This is a genomic window from Methylomonas sp. Uni0009, from assembly GCF_054188105.3.
This window is the reverse complement of the sequence record NZ_JBTAFN010000001.1, coordinates 1,530,479-1,553,881: the sequence shown is the minus strand read 5'-3', so window position 1 is coordinate 1,553,881 and position 23,403 is coordinate 1,530,479. Positions and strand designations below refer to the sequence as shown.

Below are 23,403 nucleotides of genomic sequence, written 5' to 3'. Positions count from 1 at the left end.
AACGACAGTGCGCGAAAAAATCGACGCCATCTACCAAAGCGAATCCCGCCATGTGCTGGCCACCTTGATTCGGCTGCTCGGCGATTTCGATGTGGCCGAGGAAGCGTTGCACGATGCCTTTCGCGCCGCGCTCGAACAATGGCCGCGCGACGGCTTACCAGCCAATCCACGCGCCTGGTTGGTGTCGGCCGGCCGCTTCAAGGCCATAGACGGCCTGCGCCGGCAAGCCCGCTTCGACGTGCTGGAAGATGCCGATACCTTGGCGGATCCAGCCAGCGAACACGGCGACACCGATGACGAAGGCTTGGAAGACGACCGCCTGCGGCTGATCTTTACTTGTTGCCACCCGGCATTATCCCCGGATGCCCAAGTCGCATTGACGCTACGCGAAGTCTGCGGCTTGGCGACGGAGGAAATCGCCCGCGCCTTTCTGACGCCGACACCGACGCTGGCCCAACGCATCGTCCGCGCTAAAACCAAGATCCGTGATGCCAAGATTCCCTATCAAGTGCCTGCGCCGGCCGAGCTACCACAACGCTTGGATTCCGTGTTACGGGTAATTTATCTGGTGTTCAACGAAGGTTACTCCGCTTCGTCCGGCGACGCGCTAACCCGGCACGATTTATCGGAAGAAGCGATACGCTTGGGACGCTTACTGGTCGAATTACTACCGGAGCCGGAAGCGCAAGGTTTGTTGGCGTTGATGCTGTTACACGAATCGCGCCGCGCCGCCAGAGCCGGCGCCGACGGCGAACTGATTTTGTTGGACGACCAAGACCGCAGCTTGTGGGATAGGAAACGCATAGAGGAAGGCTCGGCGCTGGTAAAGAAAGCCTTAGGATCGCGGCGCTTTGGCCCTTATACCGTGCAAGCCGCTATCGCTGCGCTGCACGCTAACGCCAGCCATGCCGCCGCCACGGACTGGCCGCAAATCGTCGCACTCTACGACGTCTTGTTGCGCATCGCTGCTTCGCCGGTGATCGAATTAAACCGGGCCGTCGCGGTAGCGATGCGGGATGGACCGGCAGCCGGGCTGGCTTTGATCGATGCGATTTTACAGAACGGCGACCTTAGCGATTATCACCTTGCGCACGCGGCCCGAGCAGATTTGTACCGGCGTCTGGGCAGAACCGACGAAGCTATCGCAGCTTACGAACAAGCCCTGGCTTTGGCGCGGCAGGAACCTGAACGGCGTTTTTTGGCGCGCAGATTGCAGGAAATCCGTGTCGAGTAACAGAATTAGTGAAAAATGGGCAATTGATTTTAAAGCGGTATCTCATTGTTTTAGTCGCGCGCCATACCCGCTTATTGATACCAAAAATGAAAAGTTTCGCGCCCCATCTTTCTGATAGAACAAGTTCGGCCAAAGCCCACCCGACGTAAAAATAGGTGCCACCCGCCACGAAATTGCGTCGATTGAAGTCGAGCCATTGTAGCCTTGATGCAGCGGTAGTGGAATCGAGGGCGTCGGCTAATTGCCCGTGGATCAAACAAGTAGAGCTCAGACAATCTCATTAGGAAGAAATAATTACTATTTGTAATTCATGCGCTTAGGTTCAAAGTATTGCCTATAATGAGGCCTGCCAATCTCGCCGCGTTGGCACAGCGGAATCAATACAAAACGAATCGCAGCACTCGGTATCGACAAGTTGCTATAAATGTTTTAATGATCGAATAGTTGGAAGAAAAAAATAGACTTATGACTACCGCCAACATCAACACTACCATGCTGACCTGGGCGCGCGAGCGCTCCGGCATTGCCGTGTCTGAATTTGCGCGAAAATGCGGTGTCAGCCTAGATAAACTCAGCGCATGGGAATCCGGCTACCAGCCGTTGACCTTCAAGCAAGCTATGACTTACGCTGAAAAAGCACATATCCCATTCGGCTATTTGTTCCTTGCCCAGCCGCCAATCGACGAATTGCCTATTCCCGATTTAAGAACGATCGAAGGCCAAATCAACCGTAGACTCAGTGCGGAATTGCTCGATCTGATCAAGCTGATGCAACAGCGCCAGGAATGGTACAAAGACTATTTGCAACAGCATCTTGTCGGTCCAAATCCTATCGTTGGCCGTTTTGCCGTCAAAGATGGGGTAACCGCCATCGTGCGCGACATTCGCACCGCGCTCGGCGTCGGCAATCACCCGCAACGCGGCAGCTGGGAAGATTATTACCGTGATCTGGTCAACCGTATCGAGTCTGTAGGGGTGTTGGTGATGCGCCAAAGCGATTTGGGTCACTACACGCGACCATTGCGCGTCGAAGAGTTTCGAGGTTTTGCAATTGCTGACGATTACGCGCCGATCATTTTCGTCAACCATGCAGATGCCTTGGGTGCACGGCTGTTCACCCTGATCCACGAACTCTGCCATATCTGGATCGGCCAGTCTGGCATTTCCGACGCTAGCACGCAAACCCATCGGGCAGAAGAGATTCTTTGTAATGCGGTAGCCGCCGAGTTTTTAGTCCCGGCCACTGAATTTCAGACCATATGGAGGCATGATCTGGACAACTGGCAGTCCAATTTGCCGACTTTGGAATCGCATTTCCACGTCAGTACGTGGACCTTGGCGCGCCGCGCACTGGCTTTAAACTACATAACTCAGGACGAATACCAGCGTTATATCAACACCCAGCAAGCGACTTATAAGGATCGCGACGATAACGGCGGCCCCGGTTATTACCGTACCAAAAAAGCCCAGATTAGCCAGCGTTTTTCCCGCGCGGTCGTCAGTGAGGCTCTCAGCGGCCAACTTTTACTCCGTGAAGCCAGCCAGTTATTGGGTGGTATCAAACCCGACAAAATCGCCACCTTTGCCAAGGAGTTGGGCGTTTGAAATATCTTCTCGATGCCAATACCTACATACAAGCCAAGAATTTCTATTACGGCATGGACATCTGTCCGGCTTATTGGGATTGGCTGGATAGGCAATTTCAAGCGGGTTTGGTCGCCAGTGTTCAGATGATAGGCAAGGAACTTAAAGACGGTCACGACGAACTAGCCGCATGGGCCAAGGCGCGCTCAGAACACTTCATCAACAACGACGACACCGAAACCCAGTCGGTGTTTTCCGAAATTGTTCAAAGTGTCGCAGCCGGCGACTATAACCCCGGCAACCGCGACAACTTCTTAGCAAAAGCCGATCCCTGGCTCATCGCCAAAGCTAAAACCCTTGGGGCAACGGTGGTCACCCACGAAGCCTTTCTGGCGCCGAACACTAAGAAAGTCAAAGTTCCCAACATTTGCCTGCAATTCGGTGTGCCTTGCCTGGATACGTTTCAGTTTCTGCGGGAATTGGATGCGCGGTTTGTTTTGGAACACTAAAGCAAAATGCACTGAGTTGTGACAACCGGCAATCGTAGAATAGTTATCCGGCTAGCTGAGATAAATACTGCATTTCTTTGACCTCGGAAATGTGATGGCGATGAAATTCCGCCAGGCCCGGTTCCGATGCGATTTTTTCTACATAACCTTTCAAAACCGCTAGTTGCTGTTGGGCATTGGGGTGGCGAATCGCGGTCAAGAATGACGACAGGCTGGTCACCACTTGTCCGCCTTTGGGTTTAAGCGACACTTTGACCAGACTATCGACCAGCTGTGGCGTGTACTTCAACATATAGTCCACATAGCGGCGAATCTGCGGGATCTGTTCCTCCAAGGCCTGCCTTTCTGCATCAAAATCCTCGCGAGACAAGATTTTCTTGTCGGCAAATACCGGCGCCGCCAATTCTTTCCGGTTGGCTAGTTTTATCGTGGCGCCCCGCTGGTGACATATAGCCATTCGCCATTTCCGTGGCGTTGCGAATTTCCAGGCTGCGCCACTCGCATTCTTCCGCCATCCGCTCGGCTTCAGCCCGATTAAAATCCTCTTTGATTTCCGGCGCATGGGTGCGTTCGACATGGTCCAGCTTGCGTTGTACGAAAGCCGTGTAGCGCGAACGCATCAAGGCTTCGGTGGTGGGCGCCGGCGCACCGTCGATAATCGGGCCTCAGCATTCGACATAATCCAGTTTGGAGCCGCAAGGGCAAAGCGTCATCATTGATCTCCGGTTAGGTTGCGAAAAATTGAGGTCGATCTTTCAATGGTAAGCGACAGCCGGCTTCGGCTCAGGGCAAGCACTGGAAATTGTCGCCATGCATCGACACCACTTTCGATAGCCTGTTTCAACGATAAAAACGTTCCAATTGTCGAATATGCCCGGCGCCGGACGACTACTCAGTGCGAACATTATTTTTAACCCAGGAGTTGACCATGAAATACCTATGCCTGATTTGCGCCGAAACCGTGATGGAACAGATGACCGATGAGACCGCGGCCAAACACTTTGACGAATACGCCGAATTTACCCAAGCTATCCGCAACAGCGGCCATTACCTGAGCTGCAATCGGCTGCTGCCGGCCAATGCGGCCATCACGCTGCGGGTGCGCGGCGGTAAAGTCAGCATCACCGACGGCCCGTTCGCGGAAACCAAGGAACAATTCGGCGGCTATTATCTGATCGAGGCTAACGATTTAAACGAGGCTATCCAGGTGGCCGCGCGCATTCCAGGGGCAAAACACGGTTGCGTGGAAGTGCGGCCGATAGCCGAAGACCGGCAAACGCTGCAAGCGTTGGGTTTTTTGGAACCGGACAATTTGCGTTAGCCGGCAAGTTTGCCAACTAGTGGAAAAAATTTCCGCGGCTTGTCGATTTCGGCATTCGCGGTTCGACAACAGATGTAAGCAATCTTTTTTCCACGACAAACCTTAAACCAGGAGCACAGCCATGAACAACATCAAACCTATCCCCGACGGTCACCACACCTTAACTCCTTACCTAGTTGTGCGCGGCGCGGCGGCGGCATTGGAATTTTATGCAAAAGCCTTTGCCGCCACCGAGCTAATGCGCCTCAACGCGCCCGGCGAACTTATCGCCCACGCCGAATTTAAAATCGGCGATTCGCATTTCATGCTGGCCGACGAGAATCCGAATTGCAGCGATATTTCGCCGCAGGCACTGGGCGGTACGCCGGTGAAACTGCACCTTTATGTCACCGATACCGATGCGGTGTTCGCCGCCGCCATACAAGCCGGCGCAACAGAAATCATGCCACCCACCGACCAGTTCTGGGGCGACCGAATGGGCGCGCTGACCGACCCGTTTGGTCATAAATGGCTGATCGCCACGCACATCGAAGACGTCGACCCCAGCGAATTTCAGGGCAGAATGGAGGCTTTCTTCGCCGCTCAGGCAACAGCCGGTAAACCTTAAATCGGCCGATTTCGGCATCCTCGCACCTTTAAAGGAAGCAATATGAACAATCAAATATTCATCAATCTAGCGGTAAAACATCTCGATCAATCCGTGGCGTTTTTTACCGCGCTGGGCTACACCTTCAACGCGCAATTTACCGATGAGACCGCGACCTGCATGATCTTCAGCGAGAACATCTTCGTCATGCTGTTGACGGAAGACAAGTTCCGCACGTTTACGCCCAACAGCATTTGCGACGCCACGAAAAGCACGGAAGTACTGATCTGCTTATCCTGCCAAAGTCGCGAGGCGGTGTACGACATGGTAAGTAAGGCGGTTGCAGCCGGCGGCAGCACTTATAACCAGCCGCAAGACCACGGCTTTATGTATGCGCACGGTTTTCAGGATTTGGATGGCCATATCTGGGAACTGGTCTACATGGCACCGGATGCGGTATCCCAGCACTAACGGAGAAAGCGATGAAATATATGCTACTGATTTATCTCGAAGAACACAGCCTGGACGAAGCCGACCGGCAAGCTTGTTATGCCGAATCCACCCAACTCGCGCACAAGCTCAAAGCCAACGGCCAATATCTGGCCGCCAGCCCGTTACACCCCACAGCCATGGCGACCAGCGTGCGGGTGCGCGACGGCAAACGCTTCATCACCGATGGCCCGTTCGCGGAAACCCGCGAACAACTGGGCGGCTACTATCTGGTCGACGTCCCGGATCTGGACGCGGCTCTCGCTATCGCCGAACAGATTCCGATGGCACGCAAAGGTACCGTCGAAGTGCGGCCGCTGATCGAGATTCCGGGTTTGCCCGGCGATTGAACTTACCATGCTTTAGGAGCAGACCATGATCAAAACCATCCTTATCGTTCTCGTTATCATAGTCGTCGCGCTGCTGATCTATGCGGCAAGCAAACCCGATACCTTCCGCGTACAACGCTCCATCACCATCAAAGCGGCCCCGGATAAGATTTTTCCGTTGATCAGCGATTTGCACAATATGCAAACCTGGTCGGCTTGGGAGAAAGTCGATCCGGGCATGAAGCGCTCATACAGCGGCGCGGCCAGCGGGCCGGGCTCAGTCTATGAATGGGAAGGCAACAAGGAGATAGGCCAGGGTCGCATGGAGATTCTGGAGACCAATCCACCCGTAAAGCTGATGCTGCGGCTGACTTTTATTAAGCCATTTCCAGCCGAGAACAGCGTGGAATTTACGTTGCAAGCTGAAGGCAGTATTACTCATGTCACTCAGGCCATATACGGCCCCAGCCCCTTCCTATCTAAAGTGATGAGCCTGGTGTTCAGCATGGACAAAATGATAGGCGGCAAATTCGAGGAAGGTTTAGCTAAGCTAAAGACCATCGCCGAAAAGTAACTGTCTATTTCAATTGCATAGGAAAAGCCATGAATCCAACTGAACAAACAGCTGAATCGCGTGAATTAATGCTGACGCGCCTGATCGATGCGCCACCCGAGAAACTCTATAAAGCCTGGACCGAACCGGCGCTGCTCAAGCAGTGGTTTTGTCCGAAGCCTTGGACGATGGCATCTGCCGAACTCGATGTCAGAGCCGGTGGCACCAGCATCATCGTGATGCGCAGCCCGGACGGCCAGGAGTTTCCAAACCAAGGAATCTATCTTGAAGTCGTGCCAAACGAGCGTTTGGTGTTTACCGATGCCTACACATGTACCTGGGAACCGTCTGAAAAACCGTTTATGACCGGCATTGTCACGTTTGCACCTGAAGCCGGCAAAACCCGCTACACCGCTCGCGTTTTGCATTGGAGCGCGGCAGACCGGAAAACCCACGAAGAAATGGGCTTTCACGAAGGCTGGGGCAAGGCCACCGACCAACTGGCCGAGCTGGTAGCCGGCTTGTAAGCCGGGAATCCGGTCATCACTTTTTATCACTTACCGAGTAAACAGCATGCCGAAAATCACTCCGTTTTTATGGTTCGACAACCAAGCCGAAGAGGCGATGAATTTTTACCTGTCTATCTTTAAAGACTCCAAAGTCTTGAGTGTCAACCGCTACGGCGACGCCGGACCGGGACCGAAAGGCAGCGTGATGACTGCCAATTTCGAGCTGGACGGACAAGTATTTACCGCGCTCAACGGCGGCCCGACGTACCCGATGCAACCGTTTTCCCCAGCAATTTCGTTTGTCGTACACTGCGAAACTCAAGCAGAAGTGGACCACTATTGGGAAAAACTATCCGCGGGCGGCAAGCAGAATCAATGCGCCTGGCTGGAAGACAAATTTGGCGTTACTTGGCAGATCGTGCCGAATGTGCTGCTTGGAATTGATCAGCGATCCCGACCCGGTAAAAGCCGGACGGGTGATGCAGGCCATGCTGAAAATAACCAAAATAGACATAGACACCTTAAAACTAGCCTACGCACAATCCTGATGAAACCGCTATTCGCCACTCTACTGTTACTACTTGCCGGCCGGGTTAACGCCATCGAATGGGTGGATAGTCCTGCGCTCGCCACACTGTTCAGCGAAGCCGGCGTGCATGGCACTTTCGTAGCCTACGATGTCGATGCGGATAGGCTAATCGGCCACGACCGACTTCGCGCGGAAACCCGCTTCATCCCGGCCTCGACGTTCAAGATTGCCAATAGTTTGATCGGCTTGTCGGTAGGCGCGGTCAGTAGCGTAGACGAACCGTTGCCATACTGCGGCCAAGCACAAATGATCAAAGACTGGGAACGGGATATGGGCTTGCGCGAGGCTATCAAACTATCCAACGTGCCGATTTATCAAGCACTGGCGCGGCGCATCGGCCACGAGCGGATGCGCGAGGGAGTTGCCAACCTGGGCTACGGTAACGCCGATATAGGGGATAAAGTCGATCGGTTTTGGCTGGATGGTCCGCTGCAAATCAGCGCGGTGGAACAGACAGCATTTTTGGCCCGCTTGGCGCGGGATCAATTACCGCTCTCTGCCGATGTTCAGGCCAAAGTCCGGGAAATCGCCATGCTCGAACAAAGCGGCGAACGGGTTTTATACGGCAAAACCGGCTGGTTAAACGCGCCCAACCCCGGTATCGGCTGGTGGGTGGGCTGGGTTTCGAATGGGCAACACCTGTATAGTTTTGCTTTGAACATCGATATTACCCAAGCTGCGGATGCGCCCAAGCGCGTCGAACTTGGCAAGGCCTGCCTTAAGGCCTTAGGGATATTCTAAGCTCAACGGATTAGCTGGCTCGCAAGGCCAGTGCCGTTTTTGCTAGACGTTCCCCCAGCACCCAGCACAAGCGTTTTTCGTGCTCGGTGAGTTCAGCATCGGTGTCGGCGACATGGCTGGGTCCGTAAGGCGTGCCGCCGCTGACCGTCTCGCGCAGGGCGATTTCGTTGCAAGGCAGGCTCATCAACAACATACCATGATGCATCAAGGGCAGCATCATCGATAACAGCGTGGTTTCCTGGCCGCCGTGCATGCTGCCGGTGGACGTAAATACGCCGGCCGGTTTGCCGGACAACGCACCGGAAAACCACAACGCGGTGGTGCCATCCAGAAAATGCTTTAACGAGGCGGCCATATTGCCGAAATGCGTAGGGCTACCCAGCGCCAAGCCGTCACAGGTTTCCAGGTCTTGCAAGCTTGCATAAGGTGCGCCGGCATCCGGGATGCTGTCGGCGATTTTCTCGCACACCGCGGATACTTCCGGCACAGTGCGTAACACCGCTTCCGCTCCGGTTACCGATTCCACGCCCCGGCCGATCTGCTGGGCCATGCGCGCGGTACTGCCGTCGCGGCTGTAATACAGGATCAGGATTTTCGCCATCAGAGTATGGCCAATACGTTTTCCGGCGGCCGGCCGATGGCGGCTTTACCGTCTTTCAACACGATGGGCCGTTCGATCAATTTGGGAATTCTGATCATCGCTTCGATCAAGTCCGCATCGCTTAAAGATTTATCGTCCAGGCCGTTGTCTTTGTATTCCGGTTCTTTGGTGCGCATTAAGTCGCGCGGCTTGATGTTGAGCTTGGTCAGAATGTCCTGCAGTTCAGCGGCGGTAGGCGGGGATTTAAGATATTCGACAATGTCCGGCGTGACGCCTTGCGCTTCCAATAGTTTCAAAGTGTCGCGGGATTTGCCGCAACGCGGGTTGTGGTAGATTCTGACGCTCATGGTTTGCACCTTAATCATGACGGGTTGCGGCTATAATAGCACCCTTCGAATCACGGATAAGCCCCCAAAGCCATGCAATTACCCAACTATTCAACCGCCCGCGTGCTGGTGGTCGGCGACCTGATGCTGGACCGTTACTGGCACGGCGCCACTTCACGAATTTCCCCGGAAGCGCCGGTGCCGGTGGTGCACGTCAAACAAGACGAACAACGGGCGGGCGGCGCCGGTAACGTGGCTTTGAATATCGCCGCACTGGGTGCAAAAGTATCGCTGCTGGGTTTTACCGGCGAAGACGAAGCGGCGACGGCGTTGAAAGCTTTGCTGCAACAGGCCAAGGTTTTATGCCTGTTTCAAGCGGTGCCGGGTTATCCGACGATTACTAAATTGCGGGTGATGAGCCGGCACCAGCAGTTGATCCGGCTGGATTTTGAAGACGGTTTTAACAATGTCGATAGCGATGCGTTACTGCATCTATACCATGCCGAATTGATGCAATCGCAAGTCATTGTGCTATCCGATTACGGTAAAGGCACCTTGAGCCAGGTGCAGCAATTCATCCGCTTGGCCAAACAACTGAACAAGCCGGTGCTGGTCGATCCGAAAGGCAGCGATTTTTCGATTTACCGGCAAGCCACGCTGATTACGCCCAACCTCAGCGAATTTGAGGCAGTAGTGGGCCGCTGTGCCGATCAACAGAAAATCGTCGAACGCGGCATGAATTTGCTGAACGAGCTAGAACTTCAAGCCTTGCTGGTCACCCGTGGCGAAAACGGCATGACCCTGCTCAGCAAGAATGAAGAACCCTTACATCTACCAACGCATGCCCGCGAGGTTTTCGATGTCACCGGCGCCGGCGATACGGTGATCTCCGTACTAGCCGCCAGTCTGGCCGCGAAAAAGTCGCTGGCCGAAGCCACGCAACTCGCCAATATCGGTGCCGGCATCGTGGTCGGCAAAATGGGTACCGCCACCGTCAACACCGACGAACTGGCTAACGCCTTACAAGGCCCACGCGCCCATCACAAAGGCGTCTGCAGCCTACCTGACCTGCTGGCTGAGCGCGCCGCCGCCAAACAAAACGGCGAAAAAATCGTCGCCACCAACGGCTGCTTCGACATCCTGCATCCCGGCCACGTCCGCTATCTACAACAGGCCAAAACCCTGGGCGACCGCTTGGTGGTATTGGTCAACAGTGACGCCTCGGTGCAACGGCTGAAAGGCCCGGAGCGCCCGGTCAACAAACTGGATCATCGTATGGAAATGCTGGCCGCACTGGAATGCGTTGATTGGGTGGTGGAATTTGAGCAAGACACCCCGAAAGAAGTCATCGACCAATTACTGCCGGACATTCTGGTCAAAGGCGGCGACTATACGGACATAACCAGCATCGCCGGCCACGAAAGCGTGCTGGCCAACGGCGGCGAAGCGAAGATTTTGTCGTTTATCGAGGGGCATTCGACGACTTCGATTATTCAGACGATTAGAGATAAAACTGGCAACTAGGCCATGTCGTCAATACAATGTATGTATAAGACTGGCGTTCTATGATGTCATGTGGGCAAGAGAAAAATGAATTGCTCAAACAAAGTCGAGGCATCGGCTTTGAGGAGATTATCGCGGCAATCAATGCAGGAAAAATACTCGATGTATTTGAGCATCCCGATCAAATACGCTATCCGCAACAAAAAATTTATGTCGTTGAAGCGCTTGATTATGTGTATTTGGTGCCATTTTTGCGGAACGAAGACGGCATCTTTCTTAAAACCATCATTCCAAGTCGCAAAGCCAAAAAACGTTACAAAGGGTAAAGCCATGTTCGATGATGAAGAGATGTCGATATTAAACGCATTGGAAAATGACCAACTGGTACGTAGCATCAATGCCGATGAAGAAATTGCTTTGGCAAAACAGGCCGCTAAAGAATATCTATCAAAATCAAAAAACGTCACTATTCGCCTTAGTTTGGGCGATGTGACATTAATTAAAAACCGGGCTCAAGATGTTGGTATCCCGTATCAAACGCTAATTTCTTCGCTGGTACATCAATATGCGACGGGCAAAATACGATTGGAAACTTAAGAAGTGTCGCGACATCAATAAATCATGTGCTGAAGACAACTCATGAAAACTGACGCCGAAATCATCCATAGCGGATTCGAATCGATTTTTTCAACCTTGGGCATGGTTGATGCCGAGAGGTTTATCATGCTGATTAAGCGTGACAAATTCGATTACACACAGTGGCAAAAGCAGCTCTGGCCGAATATGAGTCTGTAGAATCTTTATCTGCCCTAGCTCAGCCGGATTGGGAACAATCTTCCTGAATTTGCCGCGAACTTAAATAACAGACAATCGCTCTCCCAAAAGAATTGCTTTTCGAATGATTAACCTAAAAGACCGCCTCCACCAATACTGGCTACTGGCCCGCTTTGATAAACCCATCGGCATTTTCATTTTGCTGTGGCCGACATTATGGGCCTTGTGGATTGCCGGTGACGGTAGACCGGACAATTTGGTGCTGACCGTGTTCATTGCGGGCGTGGTGCTGATGCGCGCTGCGGGTTGCGTGATTAACGATTACGCCGACAAGGATTTCGATCCGCATGTTGATCGCTGCAAACTAAGGCCTATCGCGGCCGGCAAAGTCAGCCCTAAGGAAGCGTTGATTGTATTTGCGGTGCTGTGTCTCACTGCCTTTGGTTTGGTGTTGCTGCTGAATGGGTACACCATCGGTTTGTCCTTCATCGGCGCGTTTCTGGCGGCCAGTTATCCGTTCATGAAGCGCTTTACCCATTTGCCGCAGGCTTATCTGGGCGCGGCGTTTGGGTTTGCTGTGCCGATGGCGTTTGCCGCGCAAACCAACGAAATCCCCTTGGTAGGCTGGATTCTGTATCTAGCGGTGCTGCTGTGGGCGCTGGTCTACGACACGATGTATGCGATGGTGGACATCGACGATGATTTGAAAATCGGCGTGAAATCCACGGCCATTTTGTTCGGTAAGCGGGTGCGGGAAATAACCGGCGGACTGCAAATCGTCATCCTAGTGTTGTTGATGACAGTCGGCCTGATGAAGCAATTGAGTTGGCCATATTACGCCGGTTTAACCGTGGCAGCCGGTCTGTCAATTTATCAGCAAACGCTGATTTTTCATTTCGACAAACCCAAGTGTTTCAAGGCTTTTTTGAATAACAACTGGTTCGGTCTGGCGGTATTTGTGGGGATTGTGTTGGCTTATTGGCAATAGCGAATCGAGGCGCTTAGGGTTGGAAAATCTCCCCAGCCCCGTTTTTTAAAGAGGTTTTTGGAGCCCCTAAAACTCAACTTAAGCCCATACTCATCTACCCGGCCTTTGTAGAACGAATTTTCAACCTTACCCAATTGATTTTAGGATTTGCGATGAACTATCAGGAGATGCTCGCCGTGGCGTTTGCCGAAGCAAAAGCCGGTTTTGACGAAGGCGGCGTGCCGGTCGGCGCGGCCTTGTTCGATGCTGATGGCAGCTTGCTGGGCCGGGGCCGCAACCGCCGCGTGCAAGATAACGATCCGTCTGTGCACGGCGAAACCGATGCCTTCCGCAATGCCGGCCGGCAGACCAGTTACCGCGACAAAATTTTGGTCACCACCTTGGCACCGTGCTGGTATTGCTCGGGATTGATTCGGCAATTCAATATCGGCACGGTGGTTGTCGGCGAATCGAGCAACTTTTCCGGGCATCTGGACTGGCTAAAAGAAGCCGGCGTCAAGATTGTGGAATTGAACGACCCCGTCTGCATCGAGTTAATGAGCCGTTTTATTGCTCAATCGCCAAAGATTTGGTTTGAAGACATCGGTGAGGACTGTTGTTAAACCAAGATTTGCCGCTGATTCTATCCGTTGAATAGCACAGCCGTAGAACCCAACTAAAAATCCATTACAAAATGGCATTGCTCTATACGGTTAATTATTATAAAACGGCGAGAATGATTCGCTGATACCTAAAGGCGTTCTTCGCTGTCAAACCTTCGAGAGTGGAACAGGGCTTCTCATTTCCCTGGGTTCACACATTCTCTGGGACGACGAATCCGATTTAATAAATTCTCGATCCATAATCTGCAAAGGAGTTTTCGTTTATGAGTCTGTCCTTAGTCATCGGTAACAAAAATTACTCATCTTGGTCGTTACGGCCTTGGTTGTTTTTGAAATATCACGACATCGACTTCACGGAAATCCGCATCCCGCTGTATCGAGAGGATTCGAAAGACAAGCTGCTGCAATACTCGCCGACCGGTAAAGTACCGGTTTTGCTGGATGGTGAGCTTAAGGTTTGGGATTCGCTGGCAATATTGGAATATCTGGCGGAACGCTTTCCGCAAACCCAAGGCTGGCCGGAGGATTTTGCCGAACGCGCTGCGGCCCGCTCCTTAGCTGCCGAAATGCATTCCGGATTTACGGCGCTGCGTACCTATTGCGGGATGAATTGCAAGCGGACTCCCTCAGCCAAACCCTTGCCGGAAGCGGTGCATCCGGACATCGAACGTATCGGTGAAATTTGGCAACACTACCGGCAACTGCACCGCCACGACGGTCCGTGGTTATTTGGGCGTTTTACGATAGTCGATGCGATGTTCGCCCCCGTCGCCTTGCGATTTCACAGCTATCAACTGGCAACCAATAAAGAGGCGCAGGCCTATGTGGACTCAGTGCTGGCTTGCCCGGCTGTAAGCGCCTGGATGGAAGCCGGCAAGTTGGAAAGCGAGGTAATCACCGCGTTTGAATAAGCGGTTTACAACGTTGCTTATCACCAAAATAAAATGGTCACTGCTTTACTGAAATGATCGATATTTTCAAAACTGAGTTTTGCCGATATGCCAGTGCAGATGTAAAAGGCAACTGGAAAGATCAACTCATTGACCAGCCATTAATCGGTCGTTCCTGTAATGCTTTTCTCCAGTTCATACCGGGGCATTCGAAACCTGAATTTCACCCACCCGAAAACACCGGTTTCTAAACCTTAAAAATTAAACAGTGATTCTGAACCAAGCTGCATATAAAGCCGGCAAAAACAGTAGCGTCAACGCAGTCGCGACGGTCAAACCTCCCATAATCGCCACCGCCATCGGGCCGAAAAACGCGCTGTGGGTGAGGGGAATCATGGCCAATATTGCCGCCGCTGCCGTTAATACGATGGGGCGAAACCGGCGCACCGTCGAATCGACAATCGCATCAAAATCCGAACGCCCGGCCTGCTTATCTTGATCGATTTGATCGACTAGAATCACCGAATTACGCATGATCATGCCGGAAAGTGCGATAGTACCCAACATCGCCACAAAACCGAACGGTTGTTGAAAAATCAACAAAAACAAGGTCACGCCGATTAGTCCCAGCGGCGCTGTTAATAACACCAAGGCCATCCGCGAAAAGCTTTGCAACTGGATCATCAGCACAGTCAAGACCGTCAGAAAGAACAAAGGCATACCGGCCGCGACCGAATCGCCGCCTTTGGCCGACTCTTCCACCGCGCCGCCGGTCTCCAGGCGGTAGCCAGGCGGTAATTGCCGCTTTATGTCGACCAGTTGTTCTTCTATCTGAGCCGACACCATCGGCGCCTGCATATTGCCATACAAATTCGCGCGCACCGTGACGGTAGGAATGCGATTACGCCGCCAAATCAAACCTTCCTCAAAACCGTATTCCAGTTCCGCGACTTGCGACAGGGGCACACTGCGTCCGCCGGGGATCGGTATCATCAAATTTTGCAGACGCGATAAATGCTTACGTTCGATTTCGGCGCCACGCACCAATAAGTCGATGCGCTCGATGCCTTCACGAAATTCGGTCACATACAAGCCTTGTAGCGCACCGTTGACAATATTGGCAATATCACTGGAGCTAATCCCCAGCAGTCTGGCTTTCGATTGGTCAACATTCACGCGCACGACTTTCACCGGCTCTTCCCAATCCAACTGCACGTTTGACGGATAAGGGTTGGCGCGCATCACATCCGCCACCTGGCGGGCAATCGTGCGTAGCGTTGATAAATCCGGCCCGGAGACTCTGAATTGCACGGGAAAACCTACCGGCGGGCCGTTCTCCAAACGTAATACGCTGCCGCGCATATCCGGAAAATCCTGTTCAAACAAATGTATGAGTTTATCGCGCAGTTGTTCTCGTTCCGCTGGGCCATTGGTCAACACCACAAACTGCGCAAAGCTGCGTTGCGGTAATTGCTGATCCAAAGGTAAATAAAAACGCGGACTGCCGTTGCCGACATAAGCCACGTAATTATCGATGCCGCTTTGCTCATCCAGCCAGGCCTCCAGTTTTTTCACATCGGCTTCGGTGGCGGCATACGACACACCCTCAGCCAAACGCAAATCGACGATTAACTCCGGCCGAGTGGAATCCGGAAAAAACTGTTGCTGGACAAACTTAAAACCGAAGATCGCGGTAATAAACATGGCTATGGTTAAAACAATCACCAGCCAACGGTGGATAACGCAAGCGGCCACCAGTTTTCGGAAGCGCAGATAAAAGGGCGTTTGATAAAGCTCGTGGGCGTGGTTCTTGGGCTGTTCGGCATGTGGTTGTTTCCGCAACTTGGCCCAAATCCGCGCCCAGCTCGACGCTTGCTCTTGTCCCTTGCTCAAGTCAGGCAACAAGCGATGGCCCAAATACGGTACAAACACTACCGCCGCGAACCAGGAGACCAACAAGGCGATGACCACCACTTGAAAGATCGAGCGGGTGTATTCGCCGGTAGAAGACGCGGCCGTGGCAATCGGCAAAAAGCCGGCAGCCGTGACCAATGTGCCGCTCAGCATCGGCATCGCGGTGGATGTATAGGCAAATGCGGCAGCACGGGTTCTATCCCAACCCTGTTCCATCTTAGACGCCATCATTTCCACGGCAATAATGGCATCGTCCACCAACAAGCCCAAAGCCAAAATCAATGCACCCAGGGAAATTTTATGCAGGCCAACGCCAAACAGATGCATCAGCCAAAAAGTGACCGCCAACACTACCGGAATCGTGATCGCGACCACGATGCCGGTGCGTAAACCCAAAGACAGCAGGCTAACGCCTAATACTATGACGACCGCTTCGGTCAGCGATTTGGCAAACTCGTTAACCGAGCGCTGCACCGCTTTCGGCTGCGAAGACACCGTATGCAATTCCAAACCCACCGGCAATTGGGCTTGGGTAGTGTTTACGGCCTGGTCCAAATCGCGGCCCAGCTTGATGATATCGCCGCCGGCACGCATCGCCACGCCGATCAACAGCGCGTCATGACCTTTATAACGCACCCGGTCCTTGGGGGGATCTTCAAAGCCGCGGCTGACTTTGGCGACATCGCCCAACCGAAATTCGTTGTTATTGGCGCGAAAACGCACGTCCCGCAGTTCTTCCAATCTATCGTAACGACCGGTTACCGCAATCCGAATATGCTCGTTTTCAGAATCGAAACTACCGCTGCCCGTCACCAGATTTTGCGCTTGCAAGGTGCGGAGCAAGGTGGCAACGTCGATGCCGATGGTCGCTAATTTGGCATTGGACAATTCGACGTAAATGCGTTGTTTCTGCTCGCCGAAAAAGTCAACCTTGGCGACATCGTTCACTCTGAGCAGTTCGGCACGCAACGTTTCCGCGTGACGCTTCAGTTCCGCATAGTCGTAGCCGTCGCCGGTCAAGGCATACAAGTTTCCGTATACATCCCCAAACTCGTCGTTGAATGTCGGCCCTTCAACGCCTGCCGGCAGGGTGTAAGCAATATCGCCGATTTTTTTGCGAACCTGATAAAAAATGTCCGGGACTTGCGCCGCTGGTGTGGAGTCCTTGGCCGACAGAAAAATTAAGGATTCGCCCGGTCTGGAATAGCTGCGTAAATTGTCCAGCCAGGGTACTTCCTGGAGTTTTTTCTCCAGTTTATCGGTGACTTGTTGTTCCACTTCCTGCGCGCTGGCACCGGGCCAACCGGTGCGGATAACCATCACTTTGAAAGTGAACGGCGGATCTTCCGACTGGCCCAGCCTGGTATACGAAAGCATCCCCACCAAGGTCAGCATCAACATGGCATATAACACCAATGCCGGGTGCCGCAAAGCCCACTCGGAGAGATTGAAGCCCGATTTCATGGTTGGCTCCGCAGCGGCGTTGCCCTAACTTTCTGGCCGGGTATCAAAGTTTGCACCCCCGCCACTACTACTTGTTCGCCTTTTTGGATACCGCCGGCAATCAACACGCCATCTTCGCGAAACGCGCCGGCCTGAACGGTTCTAGGCTGAACTTCACCGTTCGCCGGATTCACCACCCAGACGACGGATTGACCATCGCGCTGAGTGAGCGCTGTGGTGGGTAATAAAAAATCCTTGGTGTCCTGATGATAAAAGCGAACGCCGGCCGTCATGCCCAAACGCACCGAATCGTCCGCATCCAGCAAAACCACACGTACTTGAAAAGTACGTGTGAGATTATCAGCAGCCGGTGCCACTTCCCGAACCTTACCTTTGTATACAGTGGTGGGGTTGGCCCACAATCTGATTTCCGCCGGCACATCGACAGCGATGCCCAGCATGCGCGACTCGGGAACGGCTATTTCGACTTCCTTATTCTCCGGCACGGCGATACGAACAATAGGCTCACCGGCGGCAACCACTTGGCCCGGTTCGGCCTGAATGTGGGTAACCACGCCATCCCGCTCCGCCAGTAACTGCGTGTAGCGCGACTGATTGCCGGTTACCGCCGCTTGCGCGCGGGTTTGCTTTACCCTGGCCGCCGCCGCCTTGAATTGCGCTTCCTGAATATCCAAAGCCTGGTTGGAAATGAATTTGCTGGCGTGTAATTGCCGTTGTCTGTCCAGCTCTGCTTGTGCCAAAGCCAAATCGGCTTCCGCCGCCCGGACTTCCGCCTGCGCCGCTTGGGTGGATAAACCGGTATCCATACTATCCAGTTTGGCCAACAGCTGACCTTTCGTCACCACTGCGCCTGTATCGACATTGCGTTCGATAATTTTGCCGTTGATGCGAAAACCTTGAGCACTTTCGTAGCGGGAGCGAATTTCGCCTATCAATATGATAGGGGCGGCTGCAGTTTGCTCGCCTACTGTCACCACTAAAGCCGGTCTGGGCACTGATGCTGTGGGCGCTGGTTTTTCGCAAGCGGCCAGCAATAGCGGCAACGTCAACAACAAATATTTCATTTTATCCCCTAAAAAATGGCACTAGCTGCATCCAGAGTTATTTATGCCATGGCCTTGCGGATTAACTCCAGCGGCACCAGCGAAATCAATGCTCTAAACAACAAGGCGTTATGATTGTTGACTAAGCCGTAACATTCGTAATCCAAGGGTGTGGCGTTCAAATCGCCGAAATCGTGCGCGGCGCAATCCGCTGCGGGTTTGATCAAAATATGCACCGCGTCGTTACTTTTAAGCTGCGACAAACAACGTCTGTCGATGGAAATTTTGTGCGAAGTATAGACCATGGGGTTACGCTCGAAATCGTGCAGCCATTTCAAGGCCTTTTCCAGCAACGCACTGGACAGCAATGCGCACGGAAACATCTCCGGGAAAATCACCTTATCCTGTAGCTCGTCGAAATACTGGGTTTGATCACGCAGCGATGCACACAAAAAATTCTTGGCATTGCTGGTCATCATGAACTTGCGTTTGAGAAAAAAACCATTGCTCAAAAAACAACGGTCAGGCTGGATTTTTAATTCGCCGACCCGAGACAAATCCGGCTGATCTAAAAACAGCGGTTCGGCGGTTTCTTTTTTATAGCCGGTCAGGGCCAGTTTGCCGTCGGCCTTGACGATAATCCGATTGCTCAAGCTTGGCGACGGTTCGTTCTTAAATACCGATTCTTTAATATCCACTTCAATCGCCTGGTTCGGCTTAATGGCATTGGCAAAAGCAAACTGGTAATTGCTGAAGTTCAAGCCCTGTTCGGCCAGCAATTTTTCTTCGTCATGTTGCCGGCGATAATCCGCTATCTTGCCTTCGATCAAGGACTCCAGCTGAAACCCCAAGGTAATCGGGCCATTAAACGGATTGCCATTGATGTTCTGCCACTTCCGGCTATCGTGAAACAGATTGAAATCGTCGGTGGAATTGCGGGCGATGTCGATATGTAGCTGACTGAAAACATCAGCATTGTTTAGATTCATGTGGGAAGCCTCCGCTCAGCTATCGTCGAAACGACAAGTTTAATCCCATGCGACCAACTTATCGAGGATAGAACATACATCTACCGTTTACCCGTTTAGAAACAGAAATTTTTGATTCTGTTCATGATCGACAGCAATTGCCGCAAGCTTGTCGAACCCCATTTACTCTTTGAGGAGTCATTAACTAACTCAACTTATTCAATGTTTCTTAAAATCCAGGATAGCTATCTGATCAGTACTTCCCTACATAAATCGTAGGCATTGTCTGATTTTTTTACAGTTGAAAAAATACCTTGGTCCAATTGCTAGTTAACATCTTAACTGATAAGAAAATTTGTCCTATCGGTATATTTATTGCTGTTCTCAATCCGAGCTGACCATTCTGGAACCGCTCAACATTCAATTTTTCAACTTCCTAACTAAATGATATGAATCAAAGCAATTGTACCCAGTTGCCGCTTGTCGACCAGCAATCGGCACCCCCGAGAACCAAAATAAATGCTCTTTCAGTTTTGGCGATCATTTTATCGACGTGCTATTTCCCCGCCACTCAGGCGGTGGTGTTTTTTTCCGACGATTTCGAGCGCACCACACTTGAACAAAGTGCGGGTTCTCCAAGCGGATTAATTCAGGATCAAATGCCCAATAGCGCCTATCAGTATTTTCCCAAAACCCGAGTTTGGACTGCAGGCGACAATAATCTGGAATTGCTGACAAATGGTGCCTCCGGTGTCAACGCACACAGCGGCAGACATTTTGTCGAATTGGATACGTGGGCCAATTCCAGCATGTCCACCAAAGTTAAATTGGTCAACGGCCAACATTATCGTCTGCGGTTTCACAGCCGCTCAAGAAGCCTTTTCCAGTTGGGAGGCGGTTTGCGTGCCGCAGTGACAGCACCCAACTTTAACAGCGGTTATTTTTCTGTTGTAGGTACTAGCAACTGGACGGAGTGGCAGTTCCTGTTTTTGTATAGCGGACCAACCGGTGAAGCCACATTAAGTTTTGAAGCCACTGGCACGTCTGATGGCATCGGCACCTTCCTAGATGACGTTTCGCTGGAAACTACGATTTCAGGGGATCCCAATACCCCTGAAGCCTTGACCGGCATCTTACCGCCTGCCACACCCGGCCTATTTGGCAATGAAAAAACCCGAACCGACATTGTCACCCCTATTGTTGTCGATAAATCGGCCGCGATTGCTCTGGGTAAAGCGTTGTTTTGGGAGCAAGGTGTTGGTAGTGATCAAATGGCTTGCGCCAGTTGCCACTTTCACGCTGGCGGTGATAACCGGGTAAAAAACCAGCTTTCGCCCGGCTTAACCCATGCTGCAGCAACAGGCACTACCTTTGAACCCACTTTGTCTGGCGCGCTCGGTGGTCCAAATTACACCCTGACTAAAGCCGACTTTCCCTTTGACCCTGCCAATGACGACACGGTGACTTCCTCAGGTACCTTCTCGGGTCAATTCTTCTCGACAATTGCTGACAGCAATAACGAGGATTGCGACCGCGATGTGTCCCCCATCTTCCATGTCAATGGCGTGGGTACCCGGAATGTTGAGCCGCGAAACTCACCAACCGTGATCAATGCCGCTTATAACTACCGTAACTTCTGGGATGGTCGAGCCAACAATGAGTTCAACGGTGTGTCGCCCTTCGGCGCGCGCGACGTTGCGGCGGGCGTTTACATCAACGATAACCTAACCCGGAACGTGGATTTCCAACAGGGCACAAACAATTTCAGCGGCACTGTCGACACCTATCTCGACGCCAGCTTCAGGAATACAGCGTATGCGACCGCTACTTCCCTGTTAGTTGACGATGGCTCTCCCAATCAGAAAAACATTCTGATTCGTTTCGACGGCTTGTTTGGGAACGGTCCAGGACAAATTCCGCCCGGTTCGAAAATCGAAAGCGCGTCACTGAAGGTATTTGTGACCAAAACCGATGGTCTGGATTACGTCGGAATCAATCAAATGTTGGTGCCCTGGAGCGATACTTCGACCTGGAACTCTCTCACCAGCGGTATTTCGACCAACAATGTGGAAGCGAGCAGCACCCAATTGTTCCGCTTGTCCGCAGGCGGTTCAGGAAACCAAAGTTTCGACAACTTGGCTTCATCACTTCAAGCTTGGTCCAATGGTGCGCCCAATTACGGCTGGGTGATTAACACGGGCTCAACAGACGCTGATAACTGGACTATAGCCAGCGCCCAAGCAACCACCATATCACAACGGCCAAGACTGGTCGTGACCTACACGCCACCGGCCAAAATCGTCAAAAAACCGCTCAAATTGAACAACGCCTCCTTGGCGTCTCAAGCGGTTGGCCCGGTCGGTAGTGATTTTGAAATGGCTTGTCGGGCGCGTAAATTTGCTGACGTCGGACGTAAGCTTTTGAATAGAAAGCCCTTGCAGTTCCAATCGATAGCGGCTGATGACAGCGTGTTGTCTGCTTTACCTACGCTGCTGGGCAGCAACGGAACCTATAGCACCCTGATCCAAAAAGCCTTTGCACCCGCTTACTGGAACGGTGATTGCGGCAGCCAATGCGGTACGCCCAGTACAGGGGTGGCGCCTAACGCGGCTTACAATCAGATGGAAGCCAATTTCTCGATGTATTTTGGTATTGCCTTACAGCTCTATCAAGAAACATTGGTATCCGATGACAGCCGCTTCGACAAATGGAAACGCAGCTTGTACATCCCCACCACAGCCGAGCGTAACGGTGAAGCGATATTCAACGGTAAGGGGCAATGCAATGCCTGTCATAAAGGGCCAACGATGTCCAACGCCACCAACTTGCAAACCAGTGACAATGTCATCGAAGGCATGTTGATGAAAAACAACCAGGTGGCGATTTACGATAAAGGCTTTTACAACATCGGTGTCGTTCCAACCGATTACGATATTGGCGGTGGCGGTTTGGATCCGTTCGGTAACACGCTGTCTCTATCACGCCAGTATGTGCAAAGTCAGTTTGTCGACAGTTTTGGTGTTGAACCTTGTAAGTTTGACCAAGATAACGGCCTGTGTGCGGATAACTCACCGGCGCGACGCGCTCAGAACACTGCTGTGGTAGATGGCAGCTTTAAAGTACCTACGTTGCGTAATGTGGAATTTACGGGACCGTACATGCATAACGGTAGCTTATCAACGCTGGAACAAGTGGTGTCCTTTTACAACCAAGGCGGCAACTTTGATAATCCGCAAAAACATCCGGATGTCAAACCGCTGGGTTTAACACCGCAAGAACAAGCGGATTTGGTGGCATTCATGAAAACTTTCACGGATCCCCGAGTCAGTTATGAACGAGCACCTTTCGACCACCCATCACTGACCATTCCGCATGGCCATGTCGGTAACGAGTTTTTCGTAACGGATGGTAATCAATTGGACCCAGCTCTGGGTGTGGATGAAAATCGCACTTTGCCTGCCGTTGGCCGGTTTGGCAAATCGGCTCCATTGCCTACCTTCGAAAGTGGCTTGAAATAAACGACCGCTTAAATCTCTTCACCCACCGATTAAGGCTGGTGGAGAGATCCCATTCAAAAAGACATGGGCACGGGCTGATAAGCCTGTGCCTTTTTTATGTAAGCCTGCAACACTAGGGCTGCCTAGGGATTTTCCCTTTTTTCCGAGTGTTAGTTCAATCTCCTACACAAGTCTGACGGCCCATCCCAATTGCATTTTTCCTATAGTTTGCAACAGCTGTTGAAAACCTGTTGTTTAAATAGCTATAAATTTGTGGATAAGTAGCCAAAGAAAACCTAATTTTTGGTTATCCCCAAGCTGTGAACAAGCACAATAGCCGATGCCTAACAGCCTTATTTTTTAATAAAGTATTGAATTAAAAAATATAA

Annotated in this window: 25 protein-coding genes and 1 pseudogene; 19 read left to right on the top strand and 7 right to left on the bottom strand. The window is 52.1% G+C overall.

Annotated features, from left to right (window positions below):
- Positions 1–7 precede the first annotated feature (7 nt).
- From ACWAU0_RS07220 to ACWAU0_RS07210, 3 genes are all read left to right on the top strand, one after another.
- Positions 8–1,234 carry an RNA polymerase sigma factor gene (locus ACWAU0_RS07220; RefSeq protein ID WP_458138788.1) on the top strand — a complete coding sequence of 409 codons (1,227 nt, stop codon included), beginning with the start codon at positions 8–10 and terminating at the stop codon, positions 1,232–1,234.
- 465 nt (positions 1,235–1,699) lie between these two features.
- Positions 1,700–2,839 (top strand): XRE family transcriptional regulator, encoded by a 1,140-nt coding sequence (locus tag ACWAU0_RS07215; RefSeq protein WP_458138787.1) that lies wholly within the window; start codon positions 1,700–1,702, stop codon positions 2,837–2,839.
- A complete protein-coding gene (locus ACWAU0_RS07210; RefSeq protein ID WP_033157657.1) occupies positions 2,836–3,327 on the top strand; it encodes a DUF4411 family protein in 492 nt (163 codons plus the stop codon). Before ACWAU0_RS07215 ends, ACWAU0_RS07210 begins: the two co-directional genes overlap by 4 nt.
- 43 nt (positions 3,328–3,370) lie before the next feature.
- On the opposite strand, the gene ACWAU0_RS07205 is transcribed toward ACWAU0_RS07210, so the two are convergent.
- Both ACWAU0_RS07205 and ACWAU0_RS07200 read right to left on the bottom strand, forming a co-directional pair.
- Entirely contained in the window at positions 3,371–3,697 is a 327-nt protein-coding gene (locus ACWAU0_RS07205) for a hypothetical protein (protein WP_458138786.1), read from the bottom strand.
- Complete coding sequence (locus tag ACWAU0_RS07200; RefSeq protein WP_458138785.1) at positions 3,678–3,950, bottom strand: YchJ family metal-binding protein; 273 nt, start codon at positions 3,948–3,950, stop codon at positions 3,678–3,680. The genes ACWAU0_RS07205 and ACWAU0_RS07200 overlap by 20 nt, the downstream gene beginning before the upstream one ends.
- 305 nt (positions 3,951–4,255) lie before the next feature.
- On the opposite strand from ACWAU0_RS07200, the gene ACWAU0_RS07195 reads away from it, so the two are divergent.
- The 8 genes and pseudogenes from ACWAU0_RS07195 to blaOXA all read left to right on the top strand — a co-directional run bounded on the left by ACWAU0_RS07195 (position 4,256) and on the right by blaOXA (position 8,444).
- Entirely contained in the window at positions 4,256–4,648 is a 393-nt protein-coding gene (locus ACWAU0_RS07195; RefSeq protein ID WP_205452345.1) for a YciI family protein, read from the top strand.
- A gap of 121 nt (positions 4,649–4,769) precedes the next feature.
- The gene (locus tag ACWAU0_RS07190) at positions 4,770–5,255 is read left to right on the top strand and encodes a VOC family protein (protein WP_458138784.1); all 486 of its coding nucleotides are present in this window, start codon (positions 4,770–4,772) and stop codon (positions 5,253–5,255) included.
- A gap of 42 nt (positions 5,256–5,297) precedes the next feature.
- Positions 5,298–5,705 carry a VOC family protein gene (locus ACWAU0_RS07185; protein ID WP_205452348.1) on the top strand — a complete coding sequence of 136 codons (408 nt, stop codon included), beginning with the start codon at positions 5,298–5,300 and terminating at the stop codon, positions 5,703–5,705.
- An 11-nt stretch (positions 5,706–5,716) separates the two neighbouring features.
- Entirely contained in the window at positions 5,717–6,073 is a 357-nt protein-coding gene (locus ACWAU0_RS07180) for a YciI family protein (RefSeq protein ID WP_033157653.1), read from the top strand.
- A gap of 25 nt (positions 6,074–6,098) precedes the next feature.
- Positions 6,099–6,626, top strand: coding sequence for an SRPBCC family protein (locus ACWAU0_RS07175; protein WP_458138783.1), 528 nt, complete (start codon positions 6,099–6,101; stop codon positions 6,624–6,626).
- Positions 6,627–6,655: 29 nt separating this feature from the next.
- A complete protein-coding gene (locus ACWAU0_RS07170; RefSeq protein ID WP_458138782.1) occupies positions 6,656–7,132 on the top strand; it encodes an SRPBCC family protein in 477 nt (158 codons plus the stop codon).
- Between the two features lie 46 nt (positions 7,133–7,178).
- Positions 7,179–7,475: pseudogene (locus ACWAU0_RS07165) on the top strand (VOC family protein); the annotation flags it as partial.
- Between the two features lie 186 nt (positions 7,476–7,661).
- On the top strand, positions 7,662–8,444 hold the full coding sequence (gene blaOXA, locus ACWAU0_RS07160; RefSeq protein ID WP_458139206.1) for a class D beta-lactamase: 783 nt from the start codon (positions 7,662–7,664) through the stop codon (positions 8,442–8,444).
- A 10-nt stretch (positions 8,445–8,454) separates the two neighbouring features.
- Here blaOXA and wrbA read toward each other — a convergent pair whose 3' ends face one another.
- On the bottom strand, positions 8,455–9,045 hold the full coding sequence (gene wrbA / locus ACWAU0_RS07155; protein ID WP_458138781.1) for an NAD(P)H:quinone oxidoreductase: 591 nt from the start codon (positions 9,043–9,045) through the stop codon (positions 8,455–8,457).
- Positions 9,045–9,392, bottom strand: coding sequence for an arsenate reductase (glutaredoxin) (arsC, locus tag ACWAU0_RS07150; RefSeq protein WP_458138780.1), 348 nt, complete (start codon positions 9,390–9,392; stop codon positions 9,045–9,047). Before arsC ends, wrbA begins: the two co-directional genes overlap by 1 nt.
- 72 nt (positions 9,393–9,464) lie before the next feature.
- On the opposite strand from arsC, the gene hldE reads away from it, so the two are divergent.
- The 7 genes from hldE (at position 9,465) to ACWAU0_RS07115 (ending at position 14,149) form a co-directional block, all read left to right on the top strand.
- Positions 9,465–10,895, top strand: a complete 1,431-nt coding sequence (hldE, locus tag ACWAU0_RS07145) for a bifunctional D-glycero-beta-D-manno-heptose-7-phosphate kinase/D-glycero-beta-D-manno-heptose 1-phosphate adenylyltransferase HldE (protein WP_458138779.1) — start codon at positions 9,465–9,467, stop codon at positions 10,893–10,895.
- Positions 10,896–10,966: 71 nt separating this feature from the next.
- Positions 10,967–11,200, top strand: a complete 234-nt coding sequence (locus tag ACWAU0_RS07140) for a DUF4258 domain-containing protein (protein ID WP_216614915.1) — start codon at positions 10,967–10,969, stop codon at positions 11,198–11,200.
- A 4-nt stretch (positions 11,201–11,204) separates the two neighbouring features.
- Complete coding sequence (locus tag ACWAU0_RS07135; RefSeq protein WP_171697025.1) at positions 11,205–11,471, top strand: hypothetical protein; 267 nt, start codon at positions 11,205–11,207, stop codon at positions 11,469–11,471.
- A 42-nt stretch (positions 11,472–11,513) separates the two neighbouring features.
- Entirely contained in the window at positions 11,514–11,669 is a 156-nt protein-coding gene (locus ACWAU0_RS07130; RefSeq protein ID WP_458138777.1) for a hypothetical protein, read from the top strand.
- A gap of 103 nt (positions 11,670–11,772) precedes the next feature.
- Positions 11,773–12,636: a 4-hydroxybenzoate octaprenyltransferase gene (ubiA, locus tag ACWAU0_RS07125; RefSeq protein WP_458138776.1), complete on the top strand. Its 864-nt coding sequence runs from the start codon at positions 11,773–11,775 to the stop codon at positions 12,634–12,636.
- A 152-nt stretch (positions 12,637–12,788) separates the two neighbouring features.
- Positions 12,789–13,238, top strand: coding sequence for a nucleoside deaminase (locus ACWAU0_RS07120; RefSeq protein WP_171697028.1), 450 nt, complete (start codon positions 12,789–12,791; stop codon positions 13,236–13,238).
- Between the two features lie 263 nt (positions 13,239–13,501).
- Positions 13,502–14,149 (top strand): glutathione S-transferase family protein, encoded by a 648-nt coding sequence (locus ACWAU0_RS07115; RefSeq protein ID WP_101052874.1) that lies wholly within the window; start codon positions 13,502–13,504, stop codon positions 14,147–14,149.
- 240 nt (positions 14,150–14,389) lie between these two features.
- Here the strand turns inward: ACWAU0_RS07115 and ACWAU0_RS07110 are convergent, their stop codons facing one another.
- From ACWAU0_RS07110 to ACWAU0_RS07100, 3 genes are read right to left on the bottom strand one after another with little or no spacing between them, the layout of a single operon-like run.
- The gene (locus ACWAU0_RS07110) at positions 14,390–17,506 is read right to left on the bottom strand and encodes an efflux RND transporter permease subunit (protein WP_458138775.1); all 3,117 of its coding nucleotides are present in this window, start codon (positions 17,504–17,506) and stop codon (positions 14,390–14,392) included.
- Positions 17,503–18,570, bottom strand: coding sequence for an efflux RND transporter periplasmic adaptor subunit (locus ACWAU0_RS07105; RefSeq protein ID WP_458138774.1), 1,068 nt, complete (start codon positions 18,568–18,570; stop codon positions 17,503–17,505). Before ACWAU0_RS07105 ends, ACWAU0_RS07110 begins: the two co-directional genes overlap by 4 nt.
- A gap of 41 nt (positions 18,571–18,611) precedes the next feature.
- Positions 18,612–19,538, bottom strand: coding sequence for a hypothetical protein (locus ACWAU0_RS07100; protein WP_033157639.1), 927 nt, complete (start codon positions 19,536–19,538; stop codon positions 18,612–18,614).
- 512 nt (positions 19,539–20,050) lie between these two features.
- Between ACWAU0_RS07100 and ACWAU0_RS07095 the strand changes: the two genes are divergently transcribed.
- Positions 20,051–23,035, top strand: a complete 2,985-nt coding sequence (locus tag ACWAU0_RS07095; RefSeq protein WP_523070775.1) for a cytochrome c peroxidase — start codon at positions 20,051–20,053, stop codon at positions 23,033–23,035.
- The last annotated feature ends 368 nt before the right edge of the window (positions 23,036–23,403 follow it).